Annotated in this window: 18 protein-coding genes; 1 reads left to right on the top strand and 17 read right to left on the bottom strand. The window is 33.2% G+C overall.

The genetic code is table 4. From position 1 onward, the window contains the following. Positions 1-46: 46 nt before the first annotated feature. From WEN_RS03925 to WEN_RS00940, 17 genes are all read right to left on the bottom strand, one after another. Positions 47-1219, bottom strand: coding sequence for a hypothetical protein (locus WEN_RS03925; RefSeq protein WP_014849706.1), 1173 nt, complete (start codon positions 1217-1219; stop codon positions 47-49). Continuing rightward, positions 1213-1572, bottom strand: a complete 360-nt coding sequence (locus WEN_RS01015; RefSeq protein ID WP_014849705.1) for a hypothetical protein — start codon at positions 1570-1572, stop codon at positions 1213-1215. The genes WEN_RS03925 and WEN_RS01015 overlap by 7 nt, the downstream gene beginning before the upstream one ends. Positions 1573-1593: 21 nt before the next feature. Further along, positions 1594-2805: a hypothetical protein gene (locus WEN_RS01010; protein ID WP_014849704.1), complete on the bottom strand. Its 1212-nt coding sequence runs from the start codon at positions 2803-2805 to the stop codon at positions 1594-1596. A 31-nt stretch (positions 2806-2836) separates the two neighbouring features. Continuing rightward, complete coding sequence (locus WEN_RS01005; RefSeq protein ID WP_014849703.1) at positions 2837-3583, bottom strand: phosphorylase family protein; 747 nt, start codon at positions 3581-3583, stop codon at positions 2837-2839. Between the two features lie 31 nt (positions 3584-3614). Beyond that, on the bottom strand, positions 3615-5129 hold the full coding sequence (gpmI, locus tag WEN_RS01000) for a 2,3-bisphosphoglycerate-independent phosphoglycerate mutase (protein WP_014849702.1): 1515 nt from the start codon (positions 5127-5129) through the stop codon (positions 3615-3617). Next, complete coding sequence (locus WEN_RS00995) at positions 5130-5843, bottom strand: triose-phosphate isomerase (protein WP_014849701.1); 714 nt, start codon at positions 5841-5843, stop codon at positions 5130-5132. 20 nt (positions 5844-5863) lie between these two features. After that, a complete protein-coding gene (locus WEN_RS00990; protein WP_014849700.1) occupies positions 5864-6811 on the bottom strand; it encodes a hypothetical protein in 948 nt (315 codons plus the stop codon). 13 nt (positions 6812-6824) lie between these two features. Beyond that, positions 6825-7577: a hypothetical protein gene (locus WEN_RS00985; RefSeq protein ID WP_014849699.1), complete on the bottom strand. Its 753-nt coding sequence runs from the start codon at positions 7575-7577 to the stop codon at positions 6825-6827. A 61-nt stretch (positions 7578-7638) separates the two neighbouring features. After that, positions 7639-9480, bottom strand: a complete 1842-nt coding sequence (locus tag WEN_RS00980; RefSeq protein ID WP_043911276.1) for a GTP-binding protein — start codon at positions 9478-9480, stop codon at positions 7639-7641. Positions 9481-9482: 2 nt separating this feature from the next. After that, positions 9483-10034 (bottom strand): hypothetical protein, encoded by a 552-nt coding sequence (locus tag WEN_RS00975; protein WP_014849697.1) that lies wholly within the window; start codon positions 10032-10034, stop codon positions 9483-9485. A 230-nt stretch (positions 10035-10264) separates the two neighbouring features. Then, a complete protein-coding gene (locus WEN_RS00970) occupies positions 10265-10936 on the bottom strand; it encodes a hypothetical protein (protein WP_014849696.1) in 672 nt (223 codons plus the stop codon). Positions 10937-11206: 270 nt separating this feature from the next. Further along, entirely contained in the window at positions 11207-11779 is a 573-nt protein-coding gene (locus tag WEN_RS00965) for an NgoFVII family restriction endonuclease (protein WP_043911274.1), read from the bottom strand. A 3-nt stretch (positions 11780-11782) separates the two neighbouring features. Then, complete coding sequence (locus tag WEN_RS00960; RefSeq protein WP_083838591.1) at positions 11783-12433, bottom strand: restriction endonuclease PLD domain-containing protein; 651 nt, start codon at positions 12431-12433, stop codon at positions 11783-11785. A 93-nt stretch (positions 12434-12526) separates the two neighbouring features. Beyond that, the gene (locus WEN_RS00955) at positions 12527-12691 is read right to left on the bottom strand and encodes a restriction endonuclease subunit S domain-containing protein (protein WP_238530701.1); all 165 of its coding nucleotides are present in this window, start codon (positions 12689-12691) and stop codon (positions 12527-12529) included. Positions 12692-12774: 83 nt separating this feature from the next. Continuing rightward, a complete protein-coding gene (locus WEN_RS03575) occupies positions 12775-13710 on the bottom strand; it encodes a restriction endonuclease subunit S (protein ID WP_014849694.1) in 936 nt (311 codons plus the stop codon). A 230-nt stretch (positions 13711-13940) separates the two neighbouring features. Then, positions 13941-14600: a hypothetical protein gene (locus WEN_RS00945; protein ID WP_014849693.1), complete on the bottom strand. Its 660-nt coding sequence runs from the start codon at positions 14598-14600 to the stop codon at positions 13941-13943. 35 nt (positions 14601-14635) lie between these two features. Then, the gene (locus WEN_RS00940; RefSeq protein ID WP_014849692.1) at positions 14636-16192 is read right to left on the bottom strand and encodes a type I restriction-modification system subunit M; all 1557 of its coding nucleotides are present in this window, start codon (positions 16190-16192) and stop codon (positions 14636-14638) included. A 49-nt stretch (positions 16193-16241) separates the two neighbouring features. Between WEN_RS00940 and WEN_RS00935 the strand changes: the two genes are divergently transcribed. Then, entirely contained in the window at positions 16242-16922 is a 681-nt protein-coding gene (locus WEN_RS00935; protein WP_014849691.1) for a hypothetical protein, read from the top strand. Positions 16923-16927: the final 5 nt, after the last annotated feature.

Raw genomic sequence — 16927 nt, 5'->3', positions numbered from 1 at the left:
CATAAAGTTATTTGAGTTCACCCAAATCCCCATTTAAGAGGATTTTTTAATGAACTATAGCTTCATTAGTTGGCTCCTCAGGTGCTTCTGGGGTTTTAGGTAACTCTATTTGACTCTTAAGACTTTCTTCATAGTTTCTTAGATCTTCTTGATAAAGATTAGTTTCTTTTTCAACTTGATCTATTTTTGTTTGAGTCTTTCTGTCATATTCATTGAATCTAGTGATTTGGGCATTCATTCTCTTTATATCTTCTTGTTTTAGAGTAATATCTGCAAGATATTTCTCTAATCTCTCATTAATTCTTTCTAGATATTGAATTAATTGTTTAGTTAGAGATTTATAGAGTAGGGTTTGATTATCAAGTAGATAAGATATTCTGTCTTGTATTCTGAAAGCGGTTACAAAGTCCTCTGGAGTGTGAGTGTCTTGTAACTTAACTAATAATCCAAAGTACTTAGAGTGAGTTTCTGCAAGTTGATTAATTAGTTCTGGTTCAGCAAGAGGGAAGTCTTTGAGAGCATAAGTGTGTTTTGTTCTTTCATCTTTTTTGTAACTCTCTTCTTGTACTCTTGAGAGTCTCTTGTGTTCTGCATCTTCTAATTCTTTTTCTGCATCTCTCTTAGCAGGTTTTGTATCTGGGAAGAGTTTGTTTAGCTCTTGATTGCTACTTATAGAAAGAGATTTAACAAGAGATTTAATGTCTGGAATGAACTTATCTCTGGTTTCTTTAGTACTCTTGCTGAAATCCAGTTTCTTTCTTTGTGGAGTAGGTTTAGCTGGAGCTTTAGGTACTGGTTTGGCAGGAGGAGGTACAGGCTTTGCCGGTTCAACCTTTTTTTCAGGAGCTTTAGGTGGAGTAACTGGTTTTAGTGCTTCTTTTTTTGGTTGTGGAGTGGGAGCTTTTGCAGCAGGAGGCTCTACTTTCTTTGGCTCAACAGCTTTAGGGGGTTCTACTTTTTTTACAGGTGGTTTGGCCGGTACAACTGTCTTTGCTTTAGGTGGAACAGCACTAGCTGGCTTAGCTTGTTCTGGTTTAGCTTTGACCTTCTCTTTCTTGGGTTGAGGAGACTCTACTTGTTCAAAGGTAGTTACTAAATCTCTAGTGGAGACAGTGTAATCTGCTTCATTGAACTCTATTCCTCAAAGAGCTCAATTTTCAAACTTATAGTCTCTCTCAGTAAAAGAATCTGTTTTAGGAGTAGTATTGATCTCTACCATTCTTCTTTAGGTCTATTTAATCTTTTAGCTCTAATACTAGAGTTTAGAGGTCTGGTTTCATTAAATACTCTTTCTCAAAATAGTCTAGAGAATGTAAAGGTAAAGTTCTTGCATTTATCAAACAATACATCTCTTTCAAAACAAGGACAAATCCCTGATAAATCTCAAGCTGTACTGTCTTGAATAAAGAAACAACTAAAGAGTTTCTTTAATAGTTTTCTCTTTATCTTGAATCTAGTATTAGGTTCATTAGTATTCTCTATTCTTGTTCAAACTAACTTAGTTTGAGTCTCTGAACCTTCCTCTATCTTTTCTTCTGCCTTGTCTAAAATAGTTTCTTTTTCAGTTTCCATTTACTAATAAATTAAAAGAATTTAGAACTCTTTATCTATTTGATTTAATAGCTCAGTAGAGCTAAATAGCTCAGAAACAGGTAGTTGAGAGAAGCCTTTTTCAGCAAATTCTCTCTTGGCATCTTCAGCAAACTGTTGAGCATAACTATCAATAGTAGCTTCAATTAACTCTAATTCTTCTCCTATTTTTCAAGGAGTTAATCCTTCACAACCATAGATAGGTCTGTCTTTAGAACCACTCACTAACTCAGTGATATCTACTTCTGTTAGTGGGAAGGTGTATTCTGGCTCTTCTCAAGTAGTTATAAGTGTTTTCTTATATCTCTCTCTGTATTTATCGAAGAAAAGAGTTATTAAAGGTTTGTAGTAATAGAATCACTTTTCCTCTGGATCTTGTCACTGAATATTTTGCTTAGTTAAAGTCTTTGGATCTAGGGGACTAAAGAGAGCTTTTGTTCTCTCTTCAGGAATATATCTAGAGATAGATCATCTCTTAGTTAAAGAAGTGAATTTCTTAACTCACTTAGGAGTGTCTTTTAGTGGAACTGAACTAGTTTTTGAGAAATCCTCAGAGTGAAAGAAAGCGAGAAACATAGAAGGTAAACAACGATCTAGAGGTATCTTGAATTCAGAAGATATTCCTCTTAAAGCATTGTGGAAAGTGGTATCAAACTCTAGTACAGTTGACTTAAGCTCTTCTATCTTTTCTCATGTCTTAGCTGACAACTCTTCATACTTTCTGGTGAGCTCTAAGTTATCTAATTCAGTTATGAGATTTTCTTCCTCTTGCTTTTTTCTATTACTTAGTGCTTCTTGTTTTAGCTCTAAGGGATTAAGTAGTTTTTTATATTGCTCTTGTCAACTATCTTCATATTTCTTGGTGGACTTATATCTCTCTAGATAGGTATCTAGCTTAGAGTAAGTGAGAAGAGAATGTTCTATCTCCTCTTCTATCTTTTTTAAGGAAGAGGAATAGAAATAAGAAGGTGAAGAGAAAAAAGATTTATCTCAGATCTTCCCTCAATTTGAATGTTTAGGGCTTAAGAGAAAGTCTTTTAAGACCTGTTCTATAGATCAGCTTTCTTTGGTTAAAGCAGGAGTTAATCTAGTTAAGCCTTCTTTGCTATCTTTAGAGTTAAGAGCTCAAGATTGATTAACTAACTCTTTTCTTTCTCTTAAGAACAGAGAATTCTTTTCAAATATTCAATGGTTACTTAACTCAGATCTGGGCATATTCCCAGATCCAAATTCCTTTACAGCCTCTCTAGTTTGGATTTAATTTTGAATATTGAACCAAAACCTCTAAACCTAATAAAAACATATCTCCTAGAGTTTGCTCTCTTTCTTGTCACTTCAGAGAAGACCATCCTGTATCAGTTCTAGTTTCATTTACAACAGTCAAGATAGTTAATGCTTTCTTCTTTAAATATCTTGAGTTAACTTCTAGTGCGTAGCTTTCCATTTCTACAGTGTCACAACCAGTATGTTCTCCTAATTCCATATGTGATAGGGGAATATAGAAGTTATCTTGAGATCAGTTAGTGGTGCTTTGCAAAGAAATATTTAAGTCTTTAGCGCACTTGTGTGCCAATTCAACTAATTGTGGATCCACTTGAACCGTTTCTCCTTTTCTATGCGGTATATGCAATAGCTCTCCATAATTAGAGTTAGTTCTTATCTTTTCTACCACAACTATGTCTCTAATTCTGGTTTTTTGATTTAGTCCTCCACAAGAACCTAATCTAATAACAAAGTCTGCATCGTAAAACATAGGAGCCATTAATTCATAGCTATATATACCCATTGAGCCTTGTCCCATTCCGTGACCCATAAAGGTAATTTCTACTCCCTTATAAGTTCCTGTATAGCAATAGATACCTCTAACTTGACTTAATAGTTTGCGGTTTTCAAGATACATCTCTGCAAATAGTTTGCATCTTTCTGGATCCCCTGTAACTATTACTAACTTTGCTATTGAACCCTTTGGTGCTGAGTTATGAACTGTTGCCATCTCTGAAATTACTTCTTAAGGATTATAAAAGTTAATTAGCAAGTAATAGAGATTCTCCTGTCATCTCTGCAGGCTTTTCTATTGACAATAGTTCTAGGATAGTAGGAGAAACATCTCCTAACTTTCCTCCATTCTTTAGTACCACTTCTTTATTGCAAACAATAAAAGGAACTGGAGAGAGTGTGTGAGCAGTATGTGGTTCTCCCTTTTCATCTCTCATAATGTCTGCATTTCCATGGTCTGCCATAACTACTAAGGTATATCCCTTTTCCTTAGTTAATTGATATATCTTTCCTAATACTAGATCTACTGCAGAACAAGCTTTAACAGTAGCTTCAAAATCTCCAGAGTGACCCACCATATCTGGATTAGCCAGATTAACTACTACTAAGTCGTAGTCAGTAGTCTTTACCTTACTTTCTATTTCTTCATATAACTGGTGAATAGACATCTCAGGAGCTTTATCGTAAGTACCTACTTTTGGAGAAGGAACTATAACTCTATCTGTTCTCTCAAATTTCTTTTCTACTCCTCCATCAAAGAAGTAAGTGACATGAGGATATTTTTCACTCTCAGCAGCTCTTAATTGTGCTTTTCCAACACTATTAATTACCTCTCCTAAAGTGTTCTCTAGCTTAATAGCTGGAAAGAATACTCCAGTTGCTGAAACACCTTCATAGTCCACCATAGTATATAAAGATAAATTCTTAGGAGTTAACTCAGACTTATAGGAATACAGTTTCTCTGAAGGAACTAATAAGTGAGAGATTTGCTTTGCTCTATCAGGTCTGAAATTCAGAAATACTACAACATCTCCTCCATTTAATTCTCCGGAAGAAAGATATTCTTCTGAGATCGCAGGGATTATGAATTCATCAGTAGTTCCTTTTTCATATTCAGAGTTCACATATTCCCTTGCATCTTTAAAAGAAACAAGCTCTCCATCTTTAACAAGTACCTTTAATACCTTCTCCAATCTATCTCAGTTTTTATCTCTATCCATTGCATAGTATCTTCCTGAAATAGAAGCCAAAACAGCTCCTGATTCCTTTATCTTTTCTTCTATTTCCTCTAAATCAGTTAGAAATTGCTTAGGAGCTACATCTCTTCCATCTCCAAAAAGGTGTACAAAAGGTTTAACTCCAGAAGCCTTTGCTACCTCTAGAAAAGCATATAAGTGACTAATGTGAGAGTGAACTCCTCCTCTGGAAGCAAGAATCATCACGTGAAGATTTGACTTAAGACCTTCAAATACCTTTTGAACATTCTCTAGATGTTCAAACTCTCCTAACTTAATAGCTTGGTTGATTCTATAGAGTCCTGTTTCTACTACTCTACCAGCCCCTATATTTAAGTGACCTACTTCTGAATTTCCCATTTGACCATCCGGCAATCCAACAGCTTCTCCGCAAGCAGTTAAAGAAGTTAAAGGATATTCCTTATTTAAGTAGTCAAAGTTCTTCGTATCTGCGTGAGCTATTGCATTTCATTCTTGTTCTTCTCTTACTCCTCAACCATCTAATATAGTTAGAAATACCTTTGCCATCTATCTATTCATTGCCATCTCTCACAGACTGTCAATATTTAGTGAAGCACTACCTACTAGTATTCCATCGCAAGTTGAGAGTGCCAAGAAAGACTTATAGTTAGTTTTTGAAACTGATCCTCCATACAGTAATGGAACCTTTCTTCCAGGCTCTCCTCACATTTCCATAACTAAAGACTTTATTTCTTCTAGTTGCTTTTCTACTAATTCAGGGGGCATAGCAGAACCAGATCCTATTGCACTCAAAGGTTCAAAAGCAATAGAAAGCTTATCTAGATTAGCAGAGTTAATAAAGAATAATTCTTTCTTTATCTCTGTTAAAGGAGATTTACCACAACAATAAACAACATTAAATCCATTTAGTATTGCTATTCTTACCTTTTCAGAGATAATCTCTGCTGTTTGACCTAGCGCTCTACATTCAGAGTGACCAATTAAAGTAGATCTAACATTTATGGAACTCAGTTGAGGAGCAGAAATTGAAGAGGTGTAAGCACCTTTTTCTAGGTGGTGTACATCTTGAGCCAATAATTGAATAGCTGATTCCAGTTGTTCAGCTGTCTTTTCTAGATAGATATAAGGTACAGCTAAACCTAAGCTATGTTCAGGTGTTTCATTTTGGAATTTCTTTTTTAATTCCAAAAAGTAGTAGTTGAGTTCATGTCTCATGAAGTTCATCTTTAGATTTCCAATAATTCTCTTTCCTGAAGCCATACTCTAACTTAGTTTATTCCCTACCACCTAGAAACATTGAAACTTCTATTGAAAACTGCAATTATTAATCTCTTAAAGATAATGAATATTCCTAATCCAAGAACACAAAGGATAATGGTGCTGATTATCTTATCTCTCTTATTTAATCTGAATACCTTTTCTTTCAGCTCTGGGTGCATATTAGATTCATCAGTCTTAAATACACTCAAAGATCTCTTAATTAGTTGTCTACTTAGGAAATTAGAAATGAAGATAATTACTAATCCAAATAGAAATACAGCAAGAATTACTCTAAGAGCTTTGTCTTCTTCTTTTCCGTCCCACTTAAACATTTCTTGAGTTCATTTTGTAAACTCGACTTTTCACCCGTTAGGCTCATTTCTAAACCCCTTAGTCAAATATGTATAAACAGCCGCAATAACTGCAAGTCCGGAAATAGTAAAACCTGTTCAGTAGCAGTTAATTCTTCAACCGAAGAGAGAAAAAATACTTTGACATAGTCCTGGAGTTAAAGAAGAAGGATGTCTTCCAGACTGACAAAGTTCACACTCTCACTTAACTTGCTTTCTCTTCTTAACTAATCTCCCTACATTAGTTACACAACCCCAAAGAAGTGCTCCAAGACCAACAGTGAAGGGAATCTTAGCTCAATTTCCCCCGACTCAGATACTTTTTTCAAATTTCATATCAACTAACCAAGAAGAAGAAGAAGAAGAAGAAGAAGAAGATCAAATCTTGTAACAAGCATTGAAGGTAAACCATGCAAATCCCATAAGAAATAGTTGGGCAAATATTATAGAGAAAGTTAAATTTCTCTTTAGCTTTAGATAGTACTTCTTTAAGTCGTTGTGACTAGCCTTTAAGGTAATTGCGGGGGGGGCCACATAAGTATCTGAATAAGTCTCGCTGACTGGTAAAGAGAAACCTTGAGTATCTAAAGGGATAGGCTGTAAGGCGGTTGCAAGCAAAGAGGTCTAATAATTACTTTTCTATGGAGTTGAGATCATTCAAGATATCTTTTTTAAATCCATCGTATATAAAGTTTTCTGGATTTAATTTCATAGTTAGTCTCAACTTATTGAACTTTGCTTCTCTATCAGTAATGTCCTTAATTAAACCTTCCACTTTATCAAACTTAGAGGAATAAAGGGAATCTACTTCTTCTCTTTTAGCTTCATTTAAGTTAGACAACATACGAGCTAAAGAAATTATTTGATAGTCTATTTGAGCCATCTGAACAGCAAAATTTCTATCTAATAATCTTTGAGAATCTAGTAATAAGGAAACAGAACTCTTTATTTTTAGTATTTCTTGTTGAAAAGTCATATTCTCACTATACAAAGCTAAGAATTGTCTGTATTCCTTAGATTTAGGTAAATGTTCTTGAGTTAAGTTATTAGGTAATAAATTATTAGTTCTTACTACATAAAGTAATTGATCCATGCTTCTTTCTAATTTAGAGCTCTTTAACTTTAGTTCAAATAGTTCTTCCAATTGATCTAATAGCTTGTTTTTTATTTCTGAAGACAAGATGTCATAAAGAGAAAGAATATTACTTTTTTGTAACTTCAAACCATTTAATAACTTTTCTATATTAGGTACCTCATCTATCTTAGAGAGATATAAGATGGTTTGAGTTATCTTTTCCTCTAAAGGTAATCTATCTGAATAACAACTTTCTGCGTTAAAGCTAGGATCCTCTAGTGGATTGAAATTAGATAATCTATTGTTCAAAGTAAAGTTAAATTCCTACTTAAAAAGCCTTACAAGCCGACAAAAATTGAATTTAATTTTATTAGTTGTGGCTAGAAATCAGGGTCTTAAAGAAGGAGTGGGGAAGCTTTAATTTAGACTCTTGCTTTAGTCTTTTTTTACCCTGAGCTTGCTTTTCTCATAATTTCTTCTTTCTAGTAATATCTCCCCCATAACACTTAGCTGCTACAGCTTTACCTATTGCCTTAAGAGTCTCTCTAGCAATAATCTTTCCATCTATTTTGGCCTGCAAAGCTAGTTCATATAGTTGAGCTGATAGACTACTTTTTAGTTTCAAGAGTATATCTCTGGCTTTAGTACTAGCCTCACCTCTCTCAGATAAGAAGCTTAACTCTGGATACTCTAGATTATTAATGCATATAGTTACCTTTACTAAGGCAAGAGGAACATAGTCAGCTAGAGAGTAACTGTAATCTATATATCCCTTAGTAATGGCAAACAAAGCATGTATTAGTGAAGAATTAAGTTCTGATAAAGGAAGAAAATATTGAGTTTCTACCTCTTTATCAGTTCTATTAATAGCTAGTAAACTAGCTGATCTTTTGGTAGAGATATAGCCCATAAACTCTTTTTCACAACTAGCAGGAAAAGAAAGATCTAGTTGAATATAAGGTTCTAGATATTGTGAGACAGTAGTTCTTTCTGGTAGATCTAGTGCAGAAGAGAAAAAAATCTCTCCTCCTTGTTTTAGTTCTGCTTTGTATTCAATAGTTGCTGGGCCACTGACTAACTGTAGTCTGTATTCTTTTTCCAGTCTAGAAACTAATACTTCTAGATGTAAAGGACCTAAAGCCCCTATATTAGCTCCAAATCCCAAAGCCGAAGACTTAACAAAGTTATAGGAAAAAGAAGTATCTGAGAGTTTCAAAGAAGAGAGACTATTAATAAACAGTTCTCTTTGAGCTTCTTCATATGGAGCTATGAAACTAAAAATCATAGCCTTAAAGGAGCTCATACTACTAGTCTCAGGCAGCAATTCAAGTTGATCCTTGGGGGGTGCTGGATAGTTACATATGTGTTCTCCTGACTCTAATTGCAAGTCTTTCGATAGAAAGAGATATATTCTTCCTACCTCTCCAGCAGAGATACTCTCTGCTTTTTCTACTTTAGGAACTAAGAACTCTATTCCCTTAACTCTGGTTTTTACCTTAGCTTTAACTAGATAGATCTCTTCACCTACAGATAGCTTTCCTGAGAATACTCTGATAGTTAAGATGGTCCCTCTTTGGTTACTGTATTCTGCTTCAAATACCAAGGCACAGAGCTTATTCTCTTGAATAAAGGGGATATTTAACTGAGAAAGATATCTGTGGTTTGATGGATCTGGAATAGTCTCTACAAGATAGTCAAGTAATTCTTTAACTCCTTGTCCAGTTTTGGCGGAGATGTATTTAAACTCTTCTTCTTTAAACCCAAAGGGTTCCTTCCCTAAGCTCTCAATTATCTGTGCAGTTTGAGCTTTAGTAACTAAAGGAGAGTCAATCTTATTAAGTACAGGAATAATCTTTAGATTCTCTCTTTTAGCTTTCTTAAATAATGAGATTGTTTGAGCTTGTACTCCCTTAGTAAGATCTACTAGCAATAAAGCTGACTCAGATACTTTTAGACTTCTAAATACTTCTGCAGAGAAATCTATATGTCCTGGAGTATCTATTAGATTGAGGTAACAATCCTTTCAACTTAACCTAATAGAAGCTAACTTAATAGTTATTCCTTTTTCTTTCTCTAATTCCATACTGTCTAGAAAGCAGCTGGAGATGGAGGAATGAGATAGACCTAAACAATGCTCTATTATTCTGTCAGATAGAGTTGACTTCCCGTGATCTATGTGTGCAATAATGCAGAAATTCTTTATTCTCTTAATAACTAAAAGGGATCTTTATTCTTTTTGATTCTTTTAGGCATCTTAGTAGTTCTCTCTAGTCTCTTATATATTCATCAAGAATAAGAACCTACGGAGAGACTCAGATAAGGTCATTCTCACACTAATACCTCTATTCCAAAGTGTGGAAACTTCTCTCAATCTATTAGAAAAGAGTGCATTATCTTTAGATGTCAACTCTTAGCTTTGCATTTAAAGGCCAATACATTCTTTCATCCCCCCAATACCTCTAGAAATAAGGCATATCTTTCTCCTTCTGGTTCAGACACATTGAAGGGAGAAACCTTTCATCTAAGAAAGGATGTTTTCTTAGCAAATCACTTATAGAACCTAACTACATGTCTTCAAACAAAGAAGTTAAATATCTTTCAGACAATGGTACAAGGTAAAAGAATGAATACATTGAATAAAGAAACAACAACACTCTTAATTGCATATACGAATCCAAGAATTCGTAATTGAAATAACTTAAATCTTTTAAGTATTCTTCTTTTAGTGGCTTTGAGTCTTAGAGCTAATCTCTTAAAAAACTTCATAACTTTTAACTATAGTTATTGAAATGCATATGGAAAATTATTCTATTTAAAGAATTATTTTTAAGTTATTAAGCCAAAGGGTAAAAGAGAAAGGTAAGGGAGTTGATTATTTCTAAGATGAATGATAAAAGTAGTTAAGTAATAGTAACAGATAAGAAGTTAATAGATATTAAAGAGAGGTTTGTAAAGATTTCTAGGAATTGTTAATTATTAAAAAGTTAAAGAGTTAGTTACGAAGGAACAATTACTATAGGATTAAAGTTTTTTGCTCACGTTACTTTTTGGCTCCCGCGGTTAGAATCTTCTATTTCTATTGAAAAAACTGTATAGCCCTTATAAGTATTATTGTTCCTGTCAGTTTTTAATGTAAAAGTGACTTTATTTAAATCAAGTTCTGTACTAGTTGATGTAATATCTCCCGATATATCAAAAACATTATTTTTACAATCTATATCTTCACCGAATCTTTCAGAGTCTGTTCCGCCACCAGTTTCCCCCAACTGAACCTTACCTGATGGAAATTTTCTTATTCTATAATCAGTTGTTTGGCCTCCATCACCACTTAATGTTGAATGCAAATTCTTTTTATAATTTTGAGTTTCAGTAACTACGCCATTGTTTATTTTTTTATAATGTCCTTCACCCCATAATTCAAGTTGGGTATTTTCTTCTATAGCGCCTTCTGAGCTTTTTCTAATTAAATAGATTGAAAAATCTGAGTAAGTTCATTTTATTCTGTTGCCATATGGGTTATTGAAACAAGAAGATAAATAGAACTTGTTATTCTTGGTTATTCTTCATAGATCTTTAGGATCTCAATCTATTGAAGAGAGGGAGGAGGCGCCACTTAAAGCGACAATGCTTCCCCCGATAGGAATAAAAAGAAGTTTTAGAGCTAGCATACAGACAGCCTATTAATTAAATTTAATTTTTTCTAGAAATGCAAATAAATTATTTGAGATATTAATTTGTCTTTACGCCCATTAATTTATTGTCGAAAGGTGCCGATCATCTTTATAAAAACAATAAAGTTTCCTGTGTTACTGAAAAGAATCTGTTAATCTTATTTCTACGGTTCTACTTTTTCTCCAGTTAACTAATAACTTAAATAATTGGATTTACCTAAATACTAAAAATTAAAAATTACAGATAAATAAAAAAGAAGTTTTAATTTATTCGTCATCAAGGAAAAAAGGGAAAGAAATAAATCAAACATCTCTTTCAATTCCCTTTTCATCTTTGTGTTTCTTAGTAGTTTTCTTTAGATATACCTTGTCTCCGCCATAATCATCTAGTGTTTCTTTAGTAATTACTCCAGATTTTTCCTTATCCTCATATGGATATCCATACTCTTCAATTAATTCACACTCTGCCAATCTAACTTTGATTCAGCCACCTATCATAATTTCATTTTTAAAAGTATTCAACCATTTAACTCGCTTTCCCCTGCCCGAAAAGCAAGCTTTTTCTAATCATCCACTATCAGTCATTAAATAAAACCAATCTTTCTTAGAAGGTAAATTATCTTCACCTTCAACAGTTAATCTCACTTCAAGCCAACTTTGCTTTTTTCCAGTTTTTTCATTAATGATTGGCTTACTATAACAAGCATTTAAGGGTGAGAATGATAAATCTAAATCAGCATTATCAGTAATTTCTTGTTCTGTTGGAACAATCAAAGGGATAGTAATGGTTCTTAAACCTTCTGATTGTTCTAATTGCTCTAATTCCTCAAAAGTGATCATGCTTTAGTAATTTTTGGTGTAAGTAATTTTAGTTTTTTTGACTATTTCATTTTTTTCATCTACCTCTTCTTTAACAACAACATTTTTATACCTTTCTAGAAAAGTCATATTTTTTGAAAATCTATCTGATTTCAACTTCTCCATGTACTCTTTATGACGTTTCAATGAAGAGGGTTTGTCAATTAATTCTCCTAATTCATGTTGTCTGGGTTTTCGATTTTTATTATTTTTGATTAAGAAGCTTAAATTGGGCGATCCAATTATTGTGGAAGAGATCTTTCCATCTTTATAAAAACAATAAATTTTGTCGTGATGTTTAAAAAAATCCACTAGTCTTATTTCTCCTACTCCTTTCTTTTGTCACTTTGTGTGAATTTGCATAACCAATTTATAAAACGTGTCCTGAAGACCAATAAAGTAGTACATTCCAAGAATTAAACAAATGTATTTAATATTTCCTTTCTTGACTAATCTGTCCATTTCTTTTAGTGAGTTGTAACCGCAATATGCCACAGATATCTCCACTCCATCTGCTTTTGCCATTTCTTTTCTAAAACATTCATTAATGGTTCTCTCTCCTTTTTCCGAAAATAAAGGAGAAATATAAGTAACTAGAAAAGTATTGTCCTCCATGGCCAACAATTGTTTATACATTTATTAGCGAAAAATGACAAAAAGGATGAATTTTTAAATTTTTTTATTACTCAGAAACCGAAATAAAGCTCTCTGTAACAGTTAAAAAAACAGTTAATCTAAACTTTCAACTCAACATTTTTGTAATCTCAAAAATTTTTGAATAATTTGTTCATTACTTTTTTGTAACTCAAAGATAGGTTCACAGAAATTATTGAATTTATCTATTAATTCTTTATTTTTTGGTATTTTGACTTTGAAAGCTTTAAATCTTTCCATACTAAAAGAGATTGAAGAAGTTGAGCTTGCAGTCTTCTTTTTTAATGTGACAATATTTTCCTGAACCAAAAAATAAGCAAAAGTTATAGGCAGTCTATATTGATGCCCCCCCCAACAAGTAGATTATTTGATAAAGTTCAAAAGCTTTCATTAATTGTTAAGTTATGCGAAATAATGTAGACATTTCCTGCCCTTTCTCTACCAGCACTACGAATGAAAATTAAATCTTTTGGAGTAATCAATTTACAACCCTCTTTTTTAAATCCTTCTTGCGTTAATTGCTCAGAAGTATGATTAACAAATTTGTATTCTGATATGTCTTCTACTTTTAGCCATGGAATCCCTCCCTCTTTACAAAAATAAAGTTCTTTTAAATATTTATTGAATTTCGGCGGCTGACCCCCTCGAATAATTGTGAACAGCTCTCCAAAACTTTTCATTTCATAATCCTTTAAATCATCAAACAATATATGGAAGTAAGCTTTCATCTTTCGCTCAAGTAATTCATTAATTCTTTTCTTGACTTCTATATATTTAGTTACTGTTTGATATTTGTTGACAATCTTTTCTTGAACCTCCAAGTTTGGAGCAACAATCGGAAATCTAAAAAAGCTCTCAAAAGATAAAGTCTCTCTAACAGTGCCTGTAGAGGCGTATCTAGCAATCTTGTCAATTCAAGATTGTTTAAAAAACAACTCTAAATAAAGACAATTCAATAGATCGGGTTTAATTACTTGAAAGACCATATAAGTAGTTGAGATTTGGATCTGTTCTCAACTGCTATTAAAAGCTAGTGAAAGTTTGTCTCCATTTCTAGAAGTGACTGGAGCGTAAGCAAACTGACCTTTCTTTACTAGTTGAAAGGGAACTACTATTCCATCTAAATTTGCAATATTAGTTTCTATAAATTTCTTGTCAACACTTAATCCCTTAACAGGTATTTCTTTGTTGTAAGGTATTACTTCTTTGACTCTTTCTATGTAATCTCCTAAAACACCAACAGTCTTTTCTGATCTCATCGACAAGTCTTTTTGGACAACCTTCTACTTCAAATTTTCAGAATTTAATCTCTAATTTTTAGATAGTTTTTACAAGTATCAATAATTTTTAATAAAGAATTAACTATTACTGGTAATTTGAAAGTCTTATTTATATTGAGTTTCAGTTGTGCAGGGGGGGAGAGAGCTTGTACGATCTAACTAAAAAATAAGTTCTTTAAAAACAATCAAACAATAAGTTAGTAACTAAATTAGCTAATTACTATCGGTTTAAACTCTTGTCTTCACTCTAATCCTTTATTGGATTCAATTTTTATTTGACACTCAAGGCGACCACTAGTTTTATTGTTTGCGCAGTTACTTAAAAAAAACTTGACATTTTTTAGGTGTTGCTCTGTTTGAGTGGTGTCTGGTCTTGAAAATGCAAACAAAGTTTTATTGCAATCAATTTCATCTCCGTATACATAACTATCATGTCCACCACCTAACTCCGATAGTCTAGTTTTGTTGGATGTGGTGAAAATGGTTAATACATATCTGGACTCGTCTCCAGTACCAACGCCACCTTCATGCAAATTTTCTTCTCTGCTCTTAAAGTTATGTTTGATTTGAGTCCCTCAGCTAGAAATAACAGAACCTATACCTTGTAATTCCAATTGCACATCGTCTTTTAAATTATGTCTATCACCATCATTTTTAAATTTCAAAGTAACTAATAATTCTGACTCAATTCATTGTGATTTTTCTGTTCTAGTGTCTATGTGTTTACAAGTAAATAAAGGAAAGTTAGATTTACTACTTGCTCTTCAAGTGTTTGGGAGATCTCAATCTAAGGAAGAAAAAGAAGAAACACCACTTAAAGCGACAATGCTTCCCCCGATAGGAATAAAAAGAAGTTTTAGAGCCAACATACAAACAGCCTATTAATTAAATTTTGCTTTGTTTTTTACAGAGAGTGATGTGTTGGGTTAGCGAGAATTCCTTCAACTTGTGACTTTAATTGACTCTCTTCTTTAAATAATTGAGTTAGTTGCTGAGCTAAATCTATTATCTCTGCATTTCAGTCATGAGTATTCTCTGGAGCTTTAAAGGGAATATAGGTGTTTGGAAATAAAGAATATTCTGGGCTAATACTCTTTAACTCTTCTAGAGAGATACTCTTGCAGAATCCATCTTTATCTTCATATTTCTCTGAATAGTTTTCATATCTCCAAGAGTGAAAGGTTTTAGTTATTAAAGCTATATCTTCTTCTGTAAATTCCACGAAGCTTTTTTCATACACAGAACCTAATTCTCTTGCATCTACAAAGAGTATTTGATTAGTTCTATCTCTTAACTTTCTATCTTCCTTTAACTCTCTGGCTTTTTTATTTCTATTAATTATTCAGAGAGTTACTGCAATATCTGTGTTATAGAAAGTCTTTCTGGGTAAGGTAATAATTGCTTCTATCAGATCACTTTCTATTAGCTTTTTTCTAATCTTTTCCTCTTTGCCTGTCGCATCTAAAGATTTATTAGCTAGTAGAACTCCTGCTACACCATTTTGAGAGAGCTTATCTAATATATGCAGTATCCAAGCATAATTGGCGTTAGATGCTGGTGGAACATCATATCCCACTCATCTAGGATCATCAACTAGACTATTTTCTTCTCTTCACTTACTTCAGTTAAAAGGTGGATTAGATAAGACATAATCAACCTTTACAGTTGGATGTTGATCATGTTTCAGGGTGCATTTTGGCTCTCCTAATTCTGCATCTATTATTCCTCTCATTGCAAGATTCATTTTGCAAAGACCATACGTGGACTTAGATAATTCTTGTCCATATATGCTTATCTTTTGTTTCCCAAATTGAATATTCTTAACCATCTCTGTAGTTTGAACAAACATACCTCCAGAACCACAACAAGGATCATAGATATTTCCTTCAAAAGGTTCTATTAAGGAAACCATCAACTTAACAATTGATTGTGGAGTATAGAACTCACTATTTCCATCTCCTTTAATAGCGAACTTATTTAATAAGTATTGATAGGCTTTACCTAAAAAGTCTCCTTCTCCAGCACTATCAGTATTAACAATTACATCCATTAATGACTTCACATTAATAGGATCTAGTCCTATATCTTTAGAGGTAAAGCAGTCTTTTTTAAATACATCCTTGAATGTTTTAAGATTGGCCTCCTCTATATATGCAAAAGCTTGATCTAAATTAACTAATATATTTCCCTCTTTTTCTCTTACCTCTTCCCATCTAGATTCTTTGTGGAGATAGGGAACTCCTTCTCCGGTATAGAAAGTTGGGTTGTCAATATGTCTAGACCCTATAGTTTCTTCTATTACCTTTCTTCTTTCGTGAAACTTATCATCCAAGTACTTTAAGAAGAAAAGGTATAGTACTGGTAATTTGTAGTTAATACTATCTGCTGAACCTCTAAGAGCTACAATTTCTTCTCACATTTGATCAAAGACTTGATTAATGGCTTTCTTATCAGTGGACATATTACTTATTGACAAAATTCCCTAAAATTTTAAAATTACTGAGCTAGTTATGGTTATTACAGGTTTATTGAAACAATTCTTAATTGCCGGTACCACTTTAGGAGTTACTGGTGGAATAACTGGAGGAATTGTTGCAGGAACCAGAACCTCATCCAGTTCAGTAGAACAATCTAAATCAGAGCCAGCAAAAACTACAGTAACTAAAAACTGTAAGGTTCTTCTAACTAGTCAAAATCAAACACAAAAAATTATTATTTGTCCTGATTCTGGCGAGGTAAAAGAGTCGATAGATCAAGAAATTTGATATCTATTTAAAGAAAATAACGAGTTACAAGAAATAGATGGATTAAGTACTTCTAACGAAAGTCGAAAATTGCCAGAAGATAACTCAAAATCTCACTGAGCTCAAAAGAAATGAAGAGGTTATAAGGGAGCTGAAGGAATTCAAGGAACTCAACCGAACTTTGTAGGAGAAGAAGATTTTGTCTTCAATACTTCAGGTTGAAGTGATCAATTCTCTTACTATGGAGCTTTACAGACCCCTTATAACTCCAAGTGCAAAGGAGATACTGGTAGTTCTATTTGCTCAAGTATTGAGCTATCAAAAAATACATTAGTTCTTTATTCAAGAAGCAGTGTTAATGCTGATAAAACAACTCCAATCTGCTTGGAACAACTAAGTGATTCTCCAGAAAAGTGAAAAAGTTGTGATTCTTCTTTAGGACATTAATAAGA

This window comes from Mycoplasma wenyonii str. Massachusetts (assembly GCF_000277795.1).
Lineage (GTDB): Bacteria > Bacillota_I > Bacilli_A > Mycoplasmatales > Mycoplasmoidaceae > Eperythrozoon_A > Eperythrozoon_A wenyonii.
This window is presented reverse-complemented; position numbering and strand designations above follow the sequence as displayed.